The organism is Oceanitalea stevensii, from assembly GCF_014837105.1.
Taxonomy (GTDB): domain Bacteria; phylum Actinomycetota; class Actinomycetes; order Actinomycetales; family Actinomycetaceae; genus Oceanitalea; species Oceanitalea stevensii.
In genome coordinates, this window is sequence record NZ_JACSPO010000007.1 from 83,356 (window position 1) to 101,344 (window position 17,989).

13 protein-coding genes are annotated in these 17,989 nt (G+C 73.8%); 2 read left to right on the plus strand and 11 right to left on the minus strand.

Annotated features, from left to right (window positions below; genetic code table 11):
• Positions 1-30 precede the first annotated feature (30 nt).
• From H9624_RS12335 to H9624_RS12370, 8 genes are all read right to left on the minus strand, one after another.
• Positions 31-1,629, minus strand: coding sequence for a ThuA domain-containing protein (locus tag H9624_RS12335; protein ID WP_251840188.1), 1,599 nt, complete (start codon positions 1,627-1,629; stop codon positions 31-33).
• 145 nt (positions 1,630-1,774) lie between these two features.
• The gene (locus tag H9624_RS12340; RefSeq protein ID WP_251840189.1) at positions 1,775-2,899 is read right to left on the minus strand and encodes a glycosyltransferase; all 1,125 of its coding nucleotides are present in this window, start codon (positions 2,897-2,899) and stop codon (positions 1,775-1,777) included.
• Positions 2,896-3,927 carry an ABC transporter ATP-binding protein gene (locus H9624_RS12345; RefSeq protein ID WP_251840190.1) on the minus strand — a complete coding sequence of 344 codons (1,032 nt, stop codon included), beginning with the start codon at positions 3,925-3,927 and terminating at the stop codon, positions 2,896-2,898. The genes H9624_RS12340 and H9624_RS12345 overlap by 4 nt, the downstream gene beginning before the upstream one ends.
• On the minus strand, positions 3,914-4,807 hold the full coding sequence (locus H9624_RS12350) for an ABC transporter permease (RefSeq protein WP_251840191.1): 894 nt from the start codon (positions 4,805-4,807) through the stop codon (positions 3,914-3,916). The genes H9624_RS12345 and H9624_RS12350 overlap by 14 nt, the downstream gene beginning before the upstream one ends.
• A complete protein-coding gene (locus H9624_RS12355) occupies positions 4,804-6,066 on the minus strand; it encodes a nucleotide sugar dehydrogenase (protein ID WP_251840192.1) in 1,263 nt (420 codons plus the stop codon). Before H9624_RS12355 ends, H9624_RS12350 begins: the two co-directional genes overlap by 4 nt.
• A 174-nt stretch (positions 6,067-6,240) precedes the next feature.
• Positions 6,241-7,008, minus strand: coding sequence for an ABC transporter ATP-binding protein (locus H9624_RS12360; protein WP_251840193.1), 768 nt, complete (start codon positions 7,006-7,008; stop codon positions 6,241-6,243).
• The gene (locus H9624_RS12365) at positions 7,005-8,078 is read right to left on the minus strand and encodes a taurine ABC transporter substrate-binding protein (RefSeq protein WP_251840194.1); all 1,074 of its coding nucleotides are present in this window, start codon (positions 8,076-8,078) and stop codon (positions 7,005-7,007) included. Before H9624_RS12365 ends, H9624_RS12360 begins: the two co-directional genes overlap by 4 nt.
• Position 8,079: 1 nt before the next feature.
• The gene (locus H9624_RS12370) at positions 8,080-8,886 is read right to left on the minus strand and encodes an ABC transporter permease (protein WP_251840195.1); all 807 of its coding nucleotides are present in this window, start codon (positions 8,884-8,886) and stop codon (positions 8,080-8,082) included.
• A 282-nt stretch (positions 8,887-9,168) separates the two neighbouring features.
• Here H9624_RS12370 and H9624_RS12375 point away from each other — a divergent pair, with 282 nt between their 5' ends.
• On the plus strand, positions 9,169-12,318 hold the full coding sequence (locus H9624_RS12375) for a glycosyltransferase (protein WP_251840196.1): 3,150 nt from the start codon (positions 9,169-9,171) through the stop codon (positions 12,316-12,318).
• Positions 12,315-13,787 carry a glycosyltransferase family A protein gene (locus H9624_RS12380; protein ID WP_251840197.1) on the plus strand — a complete coding sequence of 491 codons (1,473 nt, stop codon included), beginning with the start codon at positions 12,315-12,317 and terminating at the stop codon, positions 13,785-13,787. Before H9624_RS12375 ends, H9624_RS12380 begins: the two co-directional genes overlap by 4 nt.
• Here H9624_RS12380 and H9624_RS12385 read toward each other — a convergent pair.
• From H9624_RS12385 to H9624_RS16955, 3 genes are read right to left on the minus strand one after another with little or no spacing between them, the layout of a single operon-like run.
• Positions 13,759-15,279 carry a DUF4832 domain-containing protein gene (locus tag H9624_RS12385; RefSeq protein ID WP_251840198.1) on the minus strand — a complete coding sequence of 507 codons (1,521 nt, stop codon included), beginning with the start codon at positions 15,277-15,279 and terminating at the stop codon, positions 13,759-13,761. The two genes, H9624_RS12380 and H9624_RS12385, sit on opposite strands and share 29 nt — an antisense overlap.
• The gene (locus H9624_RS12390) at positions 15,279-17,489 is read right to left on the minus strand and encodes a glycosyltransferase family 2 protein (RefSeq protein ID WP_251840199.1); all 2,211 of its coding nucleotides are present in this window, start codon (positions 17,487-17,489) and stop codon (positions 15,279-15,281) included. The genes H9624_RS12385 and H9624_RS12390 overlap by 1 nt, the downstream gene beginning before the upstream one ends.
• 4 nt (positions 17,490-17,493) lie before the next feature.
• A complete protein-coding gene (locus H9624_RS16955; protein WP_251840200.1) occupies positions 17,494-17,889 on the minus strand; it encodes a hypothetical protein in 396 nt (131 codons plus the stop codon).
• Between the last annotated feature and the right edge of the window lie 100 nt (positions 17,890-17,989).

Sequence of the window (17,989 nt, forward strand, 5' to 3'; positions counted from 1 at the left end):
CCCCCCCCCCCCCCCCCCCCCGGGGGGTGGTCAGTCGACCGGGAACAGCGAGACGGTCACCCGCGCGCTGTAGTCACCCTCGGCGGTCCCGACCGGGGCGTCGAGCACGAGCCGTGCGTCGAGCTCGGCGGTGCCGCGACGGCCCTCGTTGCTGGCCGAGGCCAGGAGCGAGGGGGTGGACAGGCCGGTGCCGCCGTCGATCGCGGTGGCCTGGGCCGGGCCGGCGCTGACGCCGTCGCGCGGGCTGAGGACGCGCGGCACCCAGCCGAGGTTCTCGGCGCCGATGACGTCGGCGTCGGACACGAAGTCGGTGGACTGGCCGGAGGCGGCCCATCCGCCGCCCGCGGCCTGGTCGGCGTTGCGGCCGTCGGTCACGGTGAGCGTCGGCAGGTCGCCGGTGTAGCGCCAGCGGTCGGGGCGCTCGCCCGCGGGGGTGAGCTCGACGCCGTCGCCGTAGTCGCCGACGGTGAGCGTGAGGGAGCCCTCCTTGTCGACGATGGAGACGTCGACCGGGATGCCGTCGGCGTCGCTGGGGCCGCCGGTCTCGGACAGCGCACGCTGCCAGACGATGAGGTCGGCGACCTTGTCCTCGAGGCCGGCGACACCGGCGCCGGCGGCGCGGGTGCGGGCCTGGAGGAGCGAGGCGAGGGCGCCGTCGTGGTCACCCTCGTCGGCGGCACTCTCTGCGGAGGCGAGGAGCGCCGCGATGTCCGCCTTGGCGCCGGCGTCGCCGCCGGTCGCACCGGCGAGGATGCCCTCGACCTCGGAGAAGGTCACGCAGTCGCCACCGCCGGACACGAGCCCGGCCGACCACTCGATGCCGGACAGGACGTGGCCCAGCCACAGCGGGTCCTGCCACGACTGGTCGGTGTGGCCGGCGCCGCTGTACCAGGAGCGGCCGCCCTCGAAGTTCTTGCACCACGCGATCGGGTGGTCCTCACCCATGCGCCCGCCGCCCGGGTTGTAGGTGGACTCGTCGAGCGTCATGAGGACGTGGACGTCCCCGCGGGGGTTGGCGGTGTAGTTGTACCACTCGTCGAAGCGGGACCACTCGAGGGGCAGCCCGGCGGTCGAGGGGTGCGCGGGGTTCTCCACGCGCATCGTCGCCTGCTGCTGCTGCGGGTGGTTGCGGAAGCGCGCGCCGCCGCCGGTGAGCTGGCTGTACCAGGGCACCGTGTGGAGCGTGTCGGTCGCGGCGTGGAGGCCGACGTAGCCGCCGCCGCTGCGGATGTACCCCTGGAAGGCGGCGACCTCGCTGTCGTCGAGCAGGCGCGGCCGGGCGGGATCCATGTTGTTCGTGCCGTCGACCGGGGAGTTGAAGATGATCGCGGAGTACTTCGACAGGTCCTCGGCCGAGGTGAAGGGCGTCGACTCGAGGCTGAGCGCCGGCTGGGCGGGGTCCCAGACGTCGACGTCGAAGCCCTCCTCCTCGCCGAGCGCGATGAGCGCGTTGGTGGTCGGGACGATGTGGGAGTGACGGAACCCGAGGGTCTTGCCGACCACCAGCACCTGGTAGTCGTCCTCGGGGACCTCGGTGTCGGCCATCGCGGAGGGAGCGACGGCACCTGCTCCCAGGGCGATCGCAGCGGTGAGGGCCGCTGCTCGTACTCGTGAGACATGCTGCTTCATTGCAGGCCTTCCATGTGGGCGGGTTGTCGCTGCCCGAGGCTCGTCATTAAGTTTCGCGCAACGACATTATTGCGTTCGCCACACTACTGATGTGGTGACCGGGGCGTCAACGTTGTGTCCACGGGTTGACCGAAGATCATGGTCCTCAGCGGCGGCGAGCCTCGCGGAGAGCATCCACGAAGTCCGTGCTCACCGTGGCCCAGTCGTAGCGCTCGCGCGCGGCCCGGTGGCCGGCCGCCCCCAGCCCGGCCGCACGCCGCGGGTCGGCCCGCAGCGCGAGAACCGCGTCGGCGGCCGCGGCCGGGTCCTCGAACGGGACGACGACGCCGGAACCCGCCGTCGTCACGACGTCGCGTGCCAGCGGCAGCGGGGTGGTGACGACGGGGACGCCGTGCGCCATGTACTCGAGCACCTTGGTCGGCATGCTGTGGCGGTAGTTGGGCAGGTCCTGGAGGAGCGAGAGACCGGCGAGGGCGCCGTCGAGCAGCTCTCCCGCACGGTCGTTGGGGACGAAGCCGTGCCAGTGGACGTCGCCACGCTCGTGCGCCTCGCGGACGAGCGCCTCGGCCGGCCCGTGGGCGGGACCCATGACGTGGGTGGTGACGGCACCGCCGGTGCGGTCCCGCAGGAGGCGTCCCGTCTCGACGACCTCACGCGCCCCGCGCTCGAGGGTGATGCTGCCGAGGTAGACCACCCGGTCCGTCCCGGGCGGGGAGGCGTCCGGTGGCACCGGCACCGTGTTGGGCACGACGACGTGGTCGCGGGCGAAGCGTCCGCGGTAGCCGTACTCGGCCAGCAGGAGCGTGAGGTGCCGCTCCGCCCAGCGCTCCACCCCACGCACCGCAGCGGCCGCCAGCGCGCGCGCGGGACGGGGCAGCCACGGCTTGGCCACGACCGCGGCGGCGGTGTCCTCGTGGACGTCCCACACGGCGCGCGACCGCTGGGACCGCGGGACGGCGAGGAGCAGCTCGGGGTCGTGGACGAGGACGACGTCGTGCCGCCTGCCCAGCCCGCGGACGAGGCGGCGGGCGTGCCGGAGGGCGCCGAGGCGGCGGCGGCCGGTCGCGCGGGGCACGTCGACGCAGTGCAGCCGGCCGGCGGCGAGCCCCTCGTCCGCCGGCAGCGGCAGGCCGTAGCCGGTGAACGGGGCCGCGTAGGTGACGTCCCACCCCGCGGCGAGCAGTGCGGGGACCTGCCGGTGGCGGATGCGCGCGTCCTGCGGGTGGTGGACGACCGTGACCACCAGGACCGACGGCCGCTGCGGCGTCATCGCGAGGCGTCCTCCGCCGCGGTGGTGCCGCCGTCCGGTGCGGCCTCGGGCGCCGGTGCGGGCTTCGCGAGCGGTGCCGTGTCCACCTGTGCCGGCTCCTCGGCCGCTGCAGGCTTGTCCGCCGGGACCGGCGTGGTGGCCGGTGCCTCCTTCGTGGCCGGTGCGGGCTCGCCGGCCGCGGGTGCTGCCGGCTTCTTGGCGGGAGGCTTCTTCGCGGCCGGCTTCTTGGCAGCCGCCTTCTTCGGGCCGGTCTTGGACCGCGCCGCCTGGTAGGCGTCGCAGACCTCGTTCGCGGGGCCGTCCATGACGAGGCGGCCCTTGTCGAGCCACAGGGCGCGGTCGCACATGGCACGGACCGTCGAGTCGCTGTGGCTGACGAGGAACACCGTGCCCGCGGCCTCGCGGATCTCGGCCACCCGTTCCCTGCTGCGTGCCTGGAACTCGGCGTCACCGGTGGCGAGGGCCTCGTCGATCATGAGGATGTCGGGCACCGCCGCGGTCGAGATGGCGAAGCGCAGACGGGCCGCCATGCCGGAGGAGTAGGCCTTCATCGGGAGGTCGATGTAGTCCTCGACCCCCGCGAAGGAGACGATCTCGTCCATCTTCGCGCGGACCTCCTTGGGCGTGAGCCCGAGCGCCTGGCCGCCGATCATCACGTTGCGCTCACCGCTGAGCCCGCTCATGAGCACGGCGTTGACGCCGAGCAGCGCGGGGGTCCCGGCCGTGTAGATCTCGCCGTTGGTGGGCGGGATGAGACCGGCCAGTGCCCGGAGCAGCGTGCTCTTGCCCGAGCCGTTGCGGCCCACGATGCCGATGGACTCGCCGTGGTAGGCGACGAAGGACACGTCCTTGACGGCGTGCACCTCGCGGACGGCGCCGATGGACCCGCGGCTGCGCAGCATCCGCTTGAGGCTCGCGTTGCCGGGGGCCCCGCTCACGGTGCCCATCTTCTTCGCGCCGTAGACGCGGTAGATGACGTCGACGTGGGAGGAGATGAGCGAGGGGATGCGCTCGTCAGTTACGGCCATAGGTCGCCTCTGCCCGCCAGAAGAAGATGAACCCGATGACCGGCAGCACGATCGCCCAGCCGAGGGCCACGTACCACGTCGTCGGGTTGAAGGGGGTGTCCGACAGCAGGGACTGCCGGACGATGTCGAGGATGACAGCGAAGGGCTGGTAGAGCATGACCGTCCCGACCAGGCCGTGGCCGGCGAAGGTCGTGATGCTGAAGAAGACCCCGGAGACGTAGCGCAGCAGCCGCACGACGAGGGTGATGAGGTTGCGCAGGTCCCGCGAGCTGTGGACGATCCGCGCGACGATGAGGGCGATGCCGGCGTTGATCGCCACGATCAGCCCCATCGCGACGGGGAAGAGCAGCCAGTGGACGGTGAGCGGCTCCCCCGTCACGAGGACGAGGACGAGGATGACGGCCACCGACGGCAGGAAGGCGATGAACTCGGTGAGCGTCACCGACAGCGGCAGCACGGCGCGCGGGAAGCGCAGCGACCGGACGAGGCTGAGGTTGCCGGAGATGGCCTTGGAGGCCGAGGTCATCGTCCCGGCGCTGTACATGAAGACGAGCAGGCCGATGACGAGGAAGCCGACGTAGTTGTCGACGCCCCTGTCCAGGCCCAGCAGCTTGCCGAAGATGAGGAAGTACGCGGCCGCGAGGAGGAGCGGGTTGAGCACGCTCCACAGCTGGCCGAGGTAGTTGTCCTGGTTGCGCACGTAGGACTGCGCGGAGGACAGCGTCCACAGGAAGCGGCGCTGTGCCCACGTCTCCTTGATGTAGCGCCCCAGCGGGGGCCGGACCCCGCCTCGCTCGAGTCCGTACTTGGCCGCGAGCTGCGCCGCGGCATCCGGCGACAGGGGGGAGTCCCCCCCTGCCGCCGGTGCGGGTGCGGTCACAGACGCTGGACCGTCGGGCTCTCGGCGGCGACGCCGCGCGTGTCGAAGAAGCGCTTGGACGCGCCGGCCAGGGCCTCGATGTCGTAGTCGCGGTGGTGCTGCAGGAGCATGACGAGGTCCGCGTTCGCGATCGCCTCGTCGAGGTCCGCGACACGCTCGGTCACCGAGCCGTTGGTGCGCCACTGCTCGACGTGCGGGTCGTGGAAGACGACCTCGGCGCCCTTCTCGCGCAGGTGCTTGGCGACCGGCACGGCGGGCGACTCACGCTGGTCGGCGATGTTCGGCTTGTAGGTGACGCCGAGCAGGAGCACGGTCGCCCCCTTCATCGCCTTGCCGTCCTCGTTGAGGATGTCCTGGGCCCGCTTGACCACGTAGGAGGGCATCGTCGCGTTGATCTCCTGGGCGAGCTCGACGAAGCGGAAGGGGTAGCCCAGGCGCGCGCGCACGTTGTAGGAGAGGTAGTTCGGGTCGATCGGGATGCAGTGCCCGCCCACGCCCGGCCCGGGGTAGAAGGCCTGGAAGCCGAAGGGCTTGGTCTTCGCCGCGTCGATGACGTCCCACAGGTCGATGTCCAGCTCGTGGCAGAACCGGGCCATCTCGTTGACGAGCGCGATGTTGATGTGGCGGTAGGTGTTCTCGAGCAGCTTGGCCATCTCGGCCTCGCGGGTGCCCTTGGTCCGCACCACCGTGTCGACGACCCGGCCGTAGAACGCGGCCGCGGCCTCCGTGGACTCGGGGCTCACGCCGCCGACGACCTTGGGGGTGTTCTTCGCGCCGAACTTCTCGTTGCCCGGGTCGATGCGCTCCGGGGAGAAGGCGAGGTGGAAGTCGGTGCCGGCCTTGAGGCCGCCGGCCTCGAGCATCGGCTGGACGATCTCCTCGGTGGTGCCGGGGTAGGTCGTGGACTCGAGCACGACGACCTGGCCGGGCTGGAGGTGACGGGCGATGTCGCCCACCGCGGCGCGCACGGGGCCCAGGTCCGGGCCACCGTCCTCGGCCAGCGGGGTGGGCACGCAGATGACGATGTGCGTCGCCTCGGCGAGCACCGCGGCGTCCGTCGTCGCGGCGAACCCACGCGAGACGAGGTCCGCGACCTGCTCGTCGGAGAGGTCGTCGATGTGCGAGACACCCCCGTTGAGGCCGTCGACCACACCCTGGTTCACGTCATAGCCGCGAACCGACATCCCGGCGTGGACCGCCTCGAACACCAGCGGCAACCCCACGTACCCCAGCCCCACAACGGCAAGGTCCACGGTCATGTGCAACTCCAAGTCGTCTCGCACGTTCCGGAGCGAACCTGCCGCCCGCACCGTGGCACACGGCGGGTCACCCGCGTGTGCCGATCTGCGACAAGCATCGTACACGGGCACTCCGGGGCATCCACCGGGCCCAAGTACCCAGGGGCGTGGGGGTCGTCACCCTCCCGAGCGCCCTCAGCGCACGATCGCGGAGGCCACCTGCTCGCGGATCTCCCGGAACTCCTCGCTCGCCCGCAGCTCCTCCGCGTCGAGGGCACGGCCGTGGGTCCCGGAGATGTCGACGGGCACGTCGAGGACCACCCGGCCCGGTCGCGGCGACATGACGAGCACCCGGTCACCGAGGACGATCGCCTCGTCGACGCTGTGGGTGATGAAGAAGATCGTCTTGCCGCCCTCGCGAGAGATCCGGAGCAGGTCCCCCTGGAGCTGCTCGCGGGTGAGGGCGTCGAGCGCACCGAAGGGCTCGTCCATGAGGATGACGCCGGGGTCGCTGGTGAGGACGCGGGCGATCTGGGCGCGCTGCTGCATGCCGCCGGAGAGCTCGTAGGGCCGGGCGTCGCTGAACCGCGCCAGGCCCACCCGCTCGAGCTGCTCGCTGCTGCGCGCGGCCCGCTCCCCCGCCGCGACGCCCTGGAACTTCAGTCCGAGCTCGACGTTCTTGCGCACGCTGAGCCACGGGTAGAGGTTGGGGTGTTGGAAGACGACGCCGCGTTCCGGGGACGGCGCGGTGATGGGCGCCCCGTCCATGGTGGCGCCGCCACCGGTGGGCTGGAGAAAGCCGGCGAGGACCTTGAGCAGGGTCGTCTTGCCGCAGCCCGAGGGCCCCACGACGCACACGAACTGGCCGTCGGGGATGGTGACCGAGGTGTCGGAGACGGCGTGGACCACCTCGCCGCGCTCGGTGACGTAGCGGTGCGACACCTCGTCGAGCGTGAGGGTCACGGCGCCACCTGGTCGATGGCGTCGGCGTAGACGGCCTGCTCGTACACCTCCGGCGGTGCGATCTGCGAGACCTCCTGCTGGGCGAGGAGGAAGTCGGCCGTCCGGACGAGGTCCTCCCCGAGCTTGCCACCGAAGTACTCCTCGCCGGCCTGCTCGGCCGCGCGCAGGTAGACGTAGCCCTCGAGCAGCTCGGTCGCCTCCTCGGGCGCGACGCCGAGCTGGGCACCGATCGCCTCCCCGGCACTCTCGGGCTCCTCCTGGATCACGCGCACCGCCTCGTCCTGGAGCGCCGTCCACACGGCCATGAACTCCGGGTTGGCGGAGATGAACTCGGTGGTCGCTGCGGTGAGGTCGTAGGTGGGCGTGCCCGCGGCCGCCGTGTCCTCGCTCGACTGGACGATCTCACCGCTCTCGAGGAGGACCTCGAGCGTGGGGTTCCACACCCAGGCGGCGTCGATCTCCTCCCGCTCCCACGCACCGATCATCGCGTCCGGGGAGAGGTTGATGAGGGTGAGGTCGCCACCCGGCTCGAGCCCGGCCTCGCCCAGGGCGTTGAGGAGGGAGAAGTGCGCGGTCGAGCCGTAGGGCACCGCGACGGTGGCCCCGGCGAGGTCCTCGAGGCTCTGGGCGCCGGTGCGGGAGACGAGCGACTCGGCCTCCCCGATGACGTCCTGGATCCACACGACCTGGGCGTCCATGCCCACCTCGGGGGACACGAGCTTGGCCATCGGGCTGGAGCCGACGAGCCCGATGTCGACGCTCCCCGAGCCGAAGGCCTGGACGACCTCGGCGCCGGAGGCGAACTGGCTCCAGCTGATCGACGCCTCGGGCAGGCAGGCCTCCAGCCAGCCGGCGTCGCGCACGACGAGGTCGCCGTTGGGGATGGGCTGGAAGGCGATCTCCACCTCGGCGGTGACGCTCTCGTCGACCTCGACGGGGCAGGCCTCCCCCTGCCCGGACGCGGTGTCGGTGGCGGCGTCCTGCGCCGCCTCCTGCGCGGTCGCGCAGGCGCCGAGGGCGAGGACGGCGGCGAGGACGCCGGCGGAGCGTCGGATGAGTCGGGGCGCCATGTCAGGCCGCCTTTCCGTACCAGGGGACGAGCGCTCGGGTCAGGTACTTCAACGCGGTGTCGAGCGCCACCGCGCACAGTCCGATGACGATGATGCAGGCGATCGTCAGCGCCGTCTGGAGCTGGGTGCCGGCGATGTAGGCCAGGCCACCGATGCCGGGGATGCCGTTGTTGAGCTCCGCGGCCACGACGGTGGTCCAGGCGAAGCCGACGGCGATCCGGATGCCGGAGAGGATCTCGGGCATGGTCGAGGGGAGCATGACCTGGGTGACCACCTGCCACCGGCTGGCGCCCATCGACTCCGCCGCGTGGACCCGGTCGCTCTGGATCCCGCGCATGCCGTTGATGGTGGCGATGGCGATGGGCGGGAACGCCGCGAGGAACAGCAGCCAGTACTTCGAGATGTCGCCGATGCCGAACCACACGATGAGCAGGCCGATGTAGCCGAGCGGGGGCAGCGCACGGAGGAAGTTGAGGTAGGGCTCGGTCACCGCGTTGAACCAGCGGCTCGCCCCCATGAGGAAGCCGAGCAGCGGACCGAGGACGACGGCCGCGCCGACACCGACGCCGATCCGGCGGAAGGACGCGAGGAGGTGCTCCCACATGAAGTAGCCCTGCTCGCCGCACAGCACGCGGGAGCCGGCCTCGTAGCAGGAGTTGGCCCGGACGAAGGCCTCCCACACGGAACCGGGCCCCGGCAGGTACAGGGGGCGGACGATGCCCGCGGCCGTCACCGCCCACCAGGCAGCCAGGACGACGACGAGGGAGCCCACCTGGAGGGCGAGACGACGGCGCGTGCGCGTGCGCACCGCCCGGCGGTGCCGGTCGACGACCTCCCCGGAGCGCGCGTCCTCCGCGAGCTCGGGCGCGCCGGTGGTGGCCTGCTCTGCCGCCCGTGACTCGCCTGTGGCGCTGATCGCGGTGTCCTTCCCCGGGAGCGTGCCGCCGGGGCGGCCCGCGCGTCCTGTTACGGGTCGGAAGCATAGCCGCCGCCCCCTTCCCGCGGCACCGCCGGGCCACGATCCGGCCGCCCGGTACAGTCGTGGCAGGCGTCCCGCCCGTCATCACCCGTCGTCTACGGAGGTCCCCACGTGCGGCTCACGAGCCTGGTTCGCCGGATCCCACCGATCGCCCGGCGCGACGCCCAGCTCAAGGAGCTCAAGCGCCGCAACCGCACGCTCCAGCAGGAGGTCGCCAAGCTCGGGGGCCGGGTCCCCAGGGCGAGCAACCCGGAGCCGGACGAGCTCGACTACGGCAGCACGGCCGCCCAGGCGGAGCTCGTGCGCGCCAGCGGCCTCTTCGACGAGGCCTGGTACCGCGAGCAGGTGCCCGGCGCGGCCGACGCGCTCGAGCACTACCTCACCGAGGGGTACCGCGAGGGCCGGTCCCCCCACCCGTGCTTCGACGCCGACTGGTACGTCGAGCAGCCGCAGACCCCGGACACCCTCCGCGGTCCGGCCCTCGTCCACTACCTCCGGGTGGGCGCCCGCGCGCGCGTCTCGCCGCACCCCGGCTTCCGGGCCGACCACTACGCCAAGGCCCACGGCGAGTCCGTCCGGCACCCCGGCGGGCCGCTCGGCCACTTCCTCGCCGGGCACGAGGCGCCGCCCGTGGCGGTGCGCGACCTCCCGGGGCTCACCTCCCCCTCCGCCTTCCTCGAGGCGGCGCGCGCGGCCTCCCGCAGCATCCTGGCCACCCGCGGCTACGAGCACCTGCCGCGGGAGGCGGCCTCCTTCGACACCGAGGCCGAGGCGGCGTTCAAGGCGGGGCTGCGCGCCGCGCCGCTCGCCGAGGAGCCGCTGGTCAGCGTCATCCTGCCGAGCAAGGACCGCGCCACCGTCCTGCCGACGTCGATCCAGTCGGTCCTCGACCAGACCTACGCGCGCTGGGAGCTCGTCGTCGTCGACGACGGCAGCAGGGACGGCACCCCCGAGGCGCTCGTGCCCTTCCTGCGCGACCCGCGGGTCCGCCTCGTCACCCACGAGACGAACCGGGGCGTCGCGGCCGCACGCAACACCGGCCTGGCCGCGGCGACCGGCGACTACGTCGCCTTCCTCGACTCCGACAACACGTGGGAGCCGGACTTCCTCGAGCTCATGGTGCGCTTCGTGCAGCGCGAGGGCCTGCGTGCCGCCTACGCGATGTCGGGGCTCGAGGAGCAGGGCGGCAAGGAGCGACGCCGCTTCCGCGGCATGCCCTACTCCCGCGAGGCCCTGCTCGAGCGCAACTACATCGACTGCATCGTCATCCTCCACGAGCGCAGCCTGCTCGAGGAGGTCGGCGCCTTCGACGAGTCCCTGCGCCGCAACGTCGACTGGGACTACCTCATCCGCCTCGCCCGGGTCACCGACTTCGGCTTCGCCCCCTTCATCGCCACGCGCTACGACCTGTGGGAGACGGGGACCGACCGGATCACCACCGACGAGCTCGCCAGCTACCGCTACCTCATCCGCCAGCGCAGCCTCGTCGACTGGGACGCCGCCCGTGCCGCCGAGCGCGACCCCGGCCTGACCTCCGTCGTCCTCGTCGCCAACGAGGAGCTGGCCACGGTCGTGACGACGGTCCGCCGCCTGCTGCGGACCGCGGAGCGGGAGGTGGAGGTCGTCGTCGTCGACAGCCGCCTCGACGCCGGGGACGCCACCCAGCTCCAGCTCACGCTGTGGTCCGAGCCGCGGGTCCGCGTCGTGCGGCTCAGCCAGGAGCTGCCGGTGGAGGTGGCCCGCAACGTCGGTGCCTGCGCCGCCCGCGGCGGCGTCCTCGTCTTCCTCCCCGAGGCGCTGTGGCCGGAGCCCGGCTGGGACACCCCGCTCGTCGACGCCCTCGAGGCGCACAGCGCCGTCCAGCCGCTCGTCCTCGCCCGCGAGGGCACCGTGTGGTCCGCCGGCGCGCTGCGCACGCGTGACGGCAACGCCGCCCCGCTCCTCGCCGGCCTCGCCGGGGACGCCCCCGAGCTGCGCCGCACCCGCACGGTCCCGGCCGTCACGCCGCTGGCCGTCGCGGTGCGGACCACCGACTTCCTCGCCGTCGAGGGCTTCGACCCGCTCTTCGTCCAGGACCACGTCGGCCCGGACCTGTCGGTCCGGCTCGCGCGCGAGACCGGGCGGCCCAGCGCCCTCGCCGGCACCAGCGTCGTCGCCCTCACGTCCGACGAGCTGCCGCGGACCCGCGCCACCAGGTGGGTCTCGGCGGCCGACAACGAGCACCGTCTCGCGCAGCGCTGGGACGGCGCCGAGCCGGCGGACCTGGCCGGCTACGCCGTCGCCGGCTTCACCCGCGACCCCGACGAGCGGCTGCGCGCCCTGCTCGTCCACGACCGTCCCGAGCGCCCCCTGCGCTGGGCGATCAAGATCGGTGCGCCCGACGTGCCGCGGCGCGCCCGCTGGGGCGACTGGCACTTCGCCGTCGCCCTGCGCGCCTCCCTCGAGCGCCTGGGCCACGAGGTGACGATCGACTGCCGGGACGCCTGGTACCGCGACACCGCCCACCTCGACGACGTCACCCTCGTCCTGCGGGGCCGCGGCCCCTACCGGGTCAACCCCGCCCACGTGAACCTCATCTGGGTCATCAGCCACCCCGACGAGGTCACCGTCTCCGAGCTGCGCGAGTTCGACGCCGTCTTCGGCGCCTCCCCGCGCTGGTGCGAGCGGGTGAGCCGCAAGCTCGACGAGCCCGCCGTGCCGCTCCTCCAGTGCACCGACCACCGCCGCTTCGCCCCCGGGCCGCCCGACACCGAGCGCGTCCACGAGGTGCTCGCCGTCGCCAACGCCCGCGGCCCGCGCCCCGCCGTGGCGGCCGCGCTCGACGGCGGGATCGTCCCCGCCGTCTACGGCTACCGCTGGAAGGGGCTGCTCCCTCCCGGGGCGTGGAAGGGCGAGAACGTGCCCAACGACGAGCTGCCGGGTGTCTACCGGGCCGCCGGCGTCGTCCTCAACGACCACTGGGAGGACATGCGCCGCGACGGGCTGCTGTCCAACCGCCTCTTCGACCTCGCCGCCTGCGAGGCGCGCTTCGTCAGCGACCACCTGCCCGAGATCCCCGAGGTGCTCGGTAACGCCGTCCCCACCTACCGGGACCCCGCGGAGCTGCCCGCCCTCGTGCGCGACGTCCTCGCCGACAGCCCCGAGCGGCAGCAGGCACGCCGCGAGCTCGGTGAGCTCGTCCGGCGGGAGCACACCTTCGACGCCCGTGCCCGGCAGATCGCCGAGCGGGTGGCCGAGCTGCGGAAGGAGCACGTGTCATGACGCGGTACACGGTGACCGGGCAGCAGTGGCGGGACCTTCCCGTCCCCGCCCTCGGTGAGCTCGAGCCGACGCTGCGGCTGTGCGTCGTCATCCCGGCGCGCGACTGCCAGGAGGACCTCGACCGGACGCTCGCCGCGCTCGCGCGGCAGAGCTACCCGGCTGCGCTCACCGAGGTCGTCGTCGTCGACGACGCCTCCCCCGTCCCGCTGACCGTCCCCGAGCTCGCCCCGGCCGGTACCCGCGTGCTGCGGGTCGACGAGGCCCAGGAGCACGGCTCCGGGCGGGCCCGTGACCGCGGGGCGCGCAGCACCGAGGCGGACGTCCTGCTGTTCCTCGACGCCGACATGGTCGTCAGCGCGACGCACCTCGAGGCGCACGCCCGCTGGCACCACCTCACGCCGCACGCCGTCGTCCTCGGCCGCAAGCGCTTCGTCGACTTCGACGGGATCACGCCGCAGGACGTCGCCACGGCCGTCGCGGGCGGCGGCCTGCCGGCCCTGCTCGAGGGCCGTCCGAGCAAGCGCCACGGCTGGCAGGAGGTCTTCGTCAAGGAGCGCGGCCAGCTGAGCACCGACGTCGCGGACACCTTCGTCGCCGTCGTCGGCGCGGACGTGTCGGTGAGCCGCGAGCTGTACCTGCGTGCCGGGGGCTTCGCGTCCCTCGGGCTGCGCGGCATCGTCGACACCGAGTTCGGCTACCGGGCCTTCACCTCCGGCGGCGTCGTCATCCCCGACTGGGAGACCGACGCGTACCACCAGGGCGCGCGCAACTTCACGACCCGCGGCGACGAGATCAAGCGCGAGCGCACCGGCCTGGCCGCCAACCTGCTCCCCATCCCGATGTTCCGGCCCCAGAACACCGGCCGGCAGTGGACGGTGCCCGGCGTGCACGTCGTCGTCGAGACCGACGGCGCGGCGCCCGAGGACGTCCAGGTCACCACCGACAGCCTCCTCGCCTCCGAGCACACCGACCTCGTGGTCACGCTGCCCGGTGCCGCTGCGCTGCCCCGCTGGCTCCACGACTACCTCGCCGCCGACGCCCGCGTCGCCTTCACCGAGGACGTCCCGGCCTCCGGGTACCCCTCCCCCGTGACCGCGCGCGTGAGCGCGGGCCTCGAGCTCGACCGCGCGGCGGTGGGCCGGGCGCTGGAGGCCGTCCGCGAGGGCGGCGGCGTGCGCGCCGAGGTCGCTCCCGGCCGTCACCTCACGGTCGAGACGACCCGCGCGGTGCTGCGCCGCGCCCACGCCACCGCAGAGGGCACCGTGCCCGCGCCCGTGGCGGTGAGCCCCGAGTCGCTCGGCGTGGTCCCCGCCGTCTTCCACGTGACCGCGCAGGGGATGATCGCGCTCGGGGAGAAGCCGGCAGCACCAGCCCCGAAGGCCGCACCCGCGGCCAGGCCGGTGCCGGCGAGCGCCCGCGTCCGCCGGCTGCTCGGCAGGGTCAGGCGGAAGCTGGCCGCGGGCCGCTGAGCCGCCGGCGGCCGAGCACCGCCGCACCGACGACGAGGACTCCGGCGAGCACGGCGGCCGCGACGCCGGCACGCGGCCCGTCCGGCTCGGGCGCCGGCAGGTCACCCAGGGTGAGGTAGCCGCTCGCGTCCGCGTCCTGCGTGGCGTTGGCCAGCCGCAGCGGGGCGCCGCCCGGCATGGGGTTGGGGATCGCGAGCGCGAGCCGGGCGCCGTCCCCGTCGACCGACGCCGTGACCTCGCGGACGTCGCCGGGCAGGAGCGCGGGCAGGTCGAGCGGGATCTCGGTCGTCGCCAGCACCGTGCCGTCCTCGTCGAGGACGGCGAGCTCGCCGGGCCAGTCGGCGTAGAAGGGCGCGACCCCGCGGTTGGCGAGCCGCACGGTGACCTCCGTGCCGCCGGCGTCGTCGGGCCGGGTGCGCACGGCGAGGGCCGCGACGTCGTGCCCGAGCGCGGCGTGCGCGTCCAGGGCCCGCTGCCGGTCCGCGCCCTCGTAGCCGTCGCTGTAGGCGCGGTCGTTGACGAGCCACGAGGCGTGGGTCGCGGCGATCGCGGCGGCGACGTCCTCGGCGCCGCCCTCGTCGGGGCAGCTGAGCGGCACGGAGAAGACACAGGTCTGCAGGGCCGGGTAGAGCTCCCCGGCGACGGGCTCACCCTGCCAGCGCTCGGTGAGGCCGGCGGCCTCCAGGAGGGACAGGAAGTGCCAGGGAGCCGTCGGAAGGGTCTCGAGGGCGAAGGAGTCGTCGTGGAAGCCGACGGCGTGGGCGCCCGCCGCCTCCGAGGGGTAGCGGACGAGCAGCCGGGTCGTGTCGAAGGCCGAGTCCCAGGCAGCGAGCAGCCGCTCCTGGGTGTCCTCGCTCGGCATCCAGTCCTCGCCGGAGGGGTTCTCGGGGCCGGTCTCCCCGTCGAGGGGCCAGGTGTGCTGCTCCCCCCAGAAGCCGACGAGCCCGGTGGTGACGAAGCCGATCCGCGGGTCGCCGTCGTAGCGCTCGCCGAAGGCCGCGACGAAGCCGGTGAGCAGCTCGCGCACGCGCGGGTCGTCGTAGTCCGGGGAGAAGCTCACGCCGTCGTTGTCGTGGACGTCGTAGCGCCGGGACCGGTCGATCCCGCCCTCCCCGAGGAGGTGGGCGGGGACGCCGCTCGGCAGGCCGGGGTAGTCGAGGTAGAAGCGCAGCACCGACTGGTGGCCCCGGCCGGCGACCGAGCCGAGCCGAGCCTCCAGCACCGACCAGTCGTACTCGTCCTCGCCGGTGACGACGTCGGCGACCGGGAGGTAGAACCACTCCATCGTGTGCGGGAAGCCCGGGTCGGCGCCGCCGGGCTCGTCCCCCGGTTCCGGGGCGAAGGGCAGGAAGCCGCTGAGCGGGGCGTCGGTGCGGGCCGGGGTGGTCGCGAGCTCCACCCAGCCGTCGGTCGGCGTGGCGGCGGCGGCCGTGGTGAGCATGAGGCCGGCACCCAGGAGGACGGCGCCGGCGCGCCGCGCCGGCCCGTCCATCAGCCGCGCAGCGCGAGGAGGCGCGGTCCGGTGCCGGCGGCGTCGGGCACGAGCGTGACGGTACGGTCCCCCGTGGCCTCGGCGTGGACGCCGGCGGCCACGACGACGCGCAGCGCGCCGCTCGTCCGCACGGCGACGGCGAGGGCGCCGGGTGAGCGGTCGAGCCAGTCCGCGGCCGTCCCCTCCCAGGGCGCGGCGCCGGCCACCCACGCGTCGCTCAGCTCGCGCGCCTCCGGGCCGCTGACCGGCGCACCCGCCCGGCGGACGACACTGAGCCGGGCGCCTCGCTCGGCGTCGGCGGCCTCGCGCAGCAGCCAGGAGTCGACGGTGAGGTCCCCGGTGGCCTCCGGCGCGTCACCGAGGTCGACCGTCCCGGACGCGAGGGGAGCCTCGGGCACCGGCGCGGGGAGGGGGCTGTCCGGCCACCCACCCCACTCGGGGTCCGCACCGAGGAGCTCGCGCGCGTGCCGCGTGACGTCCGCGGTGCTGTACCCCCCGCTGTGCTGCTCGACGGCCACGACGCGCCCGCTCGTGAGCCGCGGGCTGAGCAGCGGCGGGAACTGGAGGACACGGGGGTCGGCGACGACGGTGAGGGCGCTGTGCCGGGCGTCGTCGAGGTAGACGCGCTCGACCGCGCCCCGCTGCACGAGCTCGCGGACCGGGCGCGCCAGCGGACGCTCGTCGGCCACGAGGTCGACGAGGGACTCGTGGTGGACGATGCCCACCCGCCGGCCGTCGGCCGCGTAGCCGCGCAGCCGGTCCAGGGTGGCGGGCAGGAGCCAGTCCTCGCGCCAGTCGGCGAGGACGACGACGTCCAGCGCCCGTCCCGCCTCCCCGTCCTGCGGGTGACGCTCCCAGCGGCGCGGCGCCGGGAAGGGGCGCGGACCGTGCGGGAGGAGGAACCTCGCGGCGTCGCCCCAGCCCACCTGCCGGTGCCACTCGGAGTAGGCCTCGAGGTACTCCGAGCGTGCGGGGTGGCGCCAGCCGGAGGAGTAGTCGGACGCCGAGAGCGAGCCGGCGTCGGCGAGGAGGACGGTGAGCGCGTGGGACGGCACGTCGACGACCTTGCCGTCGAAGGCGGCCTCGACGCGCAGCGCGTACTCGTTGTCGGCGGCCTTGCGCACCGGGTCGAAGAAGCCCACCCGGTTGACGACCGGGAAGACCCGGACCATGAGGGAGGAGGCGGCCTTGAAGCGCCCGCCGTAGCCGACCCGGCTGAGCTCCATCTCCTCGGTGGCGCGCACGCCCAGGCTGCGGGTCGCGACCAGCGTCTCGTCCTCGAGCATCGGGCGGACGCCGAGCTCCAGCCGCTGGGGGTGGGCCCAGTCGTCGGAGTCGAGGCAGGTGAAGAAGTCCCCCGTGGCCCGGCGCAGGGCGGTGTTGCGCGCCCGGTAGGTGCCCCCGTTGACGGCCTTGCGGATGACCGTGACCCGCGCGTCCATCCGCTCGACCTCCTCGAGGACGCCGGGGGTGGGTGACGGCGAGGCGTCGTCGACGACGAAGAGCTCGAGGTTCTGCCACGTCTGCTCGAGGACAGAGCGCACGGCGGTGAGGAGGTGCCGGTCGGGGTTGAAGCAGCTGATGACGACCGTGATCTTCTTGTCGTGCGCGATCCGGTGCCCGCTGGTCGTCGTCAGGCGGTCGAAGGGGGTGTCGCCGTCGGGCAGGAGCCCGGCCTGGACGACGTCGGGGCCGAAGAGTCCCGCGTTGAGTGCCTCGAGCCAGGCGGCCTCGTCACGACCGTCCCGGAGCCACGGGTTGGCGAGGTCGGCACGGAGGAGCCCGACCGCCCCCGTCGTGGCCGGCCCTGCGTCGAGGGCCGCCTGGGCGAGCGCGACGTCACGCTCCTTGAGCGCCAGCTGGGCCAGGAGGACCCGGTCGCGCTCGTTCAGCGAGCCGGGGTGCACGTCGAGCGCCCACTGGAGCAGCCCGAGCGCCGCCTCCCGGTCCGCCGGGTCCCCGGTCTGGACCGCGACGACACGCGCGTAGGTGGGGACGAGCGGGGCGGCGAGCGCGGCACCGGGGGCCCTGCCCTGCCGGTACCCGCGGCCGATGTCCTCGAGCTGGGCGGCCGTGACGGGACCGACGAGTGCGGCGAGCACGTCCCGGCCCGCGCGGGACTTGGTCCGCACGAGCGCGCGCGCGAGGTTCTGCGGCGTCTGGGCGGCCGCGGACGCGTACGCGCCGACGACGTCGGCCTGCGGGCTCACCGGCTCACTCCGTGCGCGAGCGACCGGTCGTGGCACGCAGCGCTGCCGCCGCCTGCTCGAGCTCGGCCTGGGCGCGGTCCAGCCGCGCGACGTACTGCTCCTGCATGAGCTGCACGGTGCCGAGCACGTCGTCGCGCGTCGCGGCCTCGACGTGCGCCCCGCGGCGCAGCAGCTCGTCCTCGAGCGCGGTGAGCCGCTGCTCGGAGGTCTTCTGCCAGCGGGTGAAGTGGCGCTGCTGCCACCGGACCTTCTGGTTGGTGTCCACGGCGGCGAGTGCCGCCATCCCGACGAGCGCACCGAGGAGGAGGACGGTGACCACGCCGGCGTCGCGGTCGTACGCGACCGCCGCGCCGGCCACGAGGAGCAGGACGACCGCTCCCGCGACAGCAAGCTTCTTCACGATGACCCCTTCTGGACGACCGCCTCAGGGTACACAGGCCACCCCGGCGCCCGGCGCTCCGCTAGCATCGCCGTGCCTGCCCCTCACCGTAGACGGGAAC

What these genes read in the sequence shown, in the direction of transcription:
- H9624_RS12335 (WP_251840188.1), bottom strand. Translation starts at nt 1,629, where the DNA reads ATGAAGCAGCATGTCTCACGAGTACGAGCAGCGGCCCTCACCGCTGCG.
- H9624_RS12340 (WP_251840189.1), bottom strand. Translation starts at nt 2,899, where the DNA reads ATGACGCCGCAGCGGCCGTCGGTCCTGGTGGTCACGGTCGTCCACCAC.
- H9624_RS12345 (WP_251840190.1), bottom strand. Translation starts at nt 3,927, where the DNA reads ATGGCCGTAACTGACGAGCGCATCCCCTCGCTCATCTCCTCCCACGTC.
- H9624_RS12355 (WP_251840192.1), bottom strand. Translation starts at nt 6,066, where the DNA reads ATGACCGTGGACCTTGCCGTTGTGGGGCTGGGGTACGTGGGGTTGCCG.
- H9624_RS12365 (WP_251840194.1), bottom strand. Translation starts at nt 8,078, where the DNA reads ATGGCGCCCCGACTCATCCGACGCTCCGCCGGCGTCCTCGCCGCCGTC.
- H9624_RS12380 (WP_251840197.1), top strand. Translation starts at nt 12,315, where the DNA reads ATGACGCGGTACACGGTGACCGGGCAGCAGTGGCGGGACCTTCCCGTC.
- H9624_RS12385 (WP_251840198.1), bottom strand. Translation starts at nt 15,279, where the DNA reads ATGGACGGGCCGGCGCGGCGCGCCGGCGCCGTCCTCCTGGGTGCCGGC.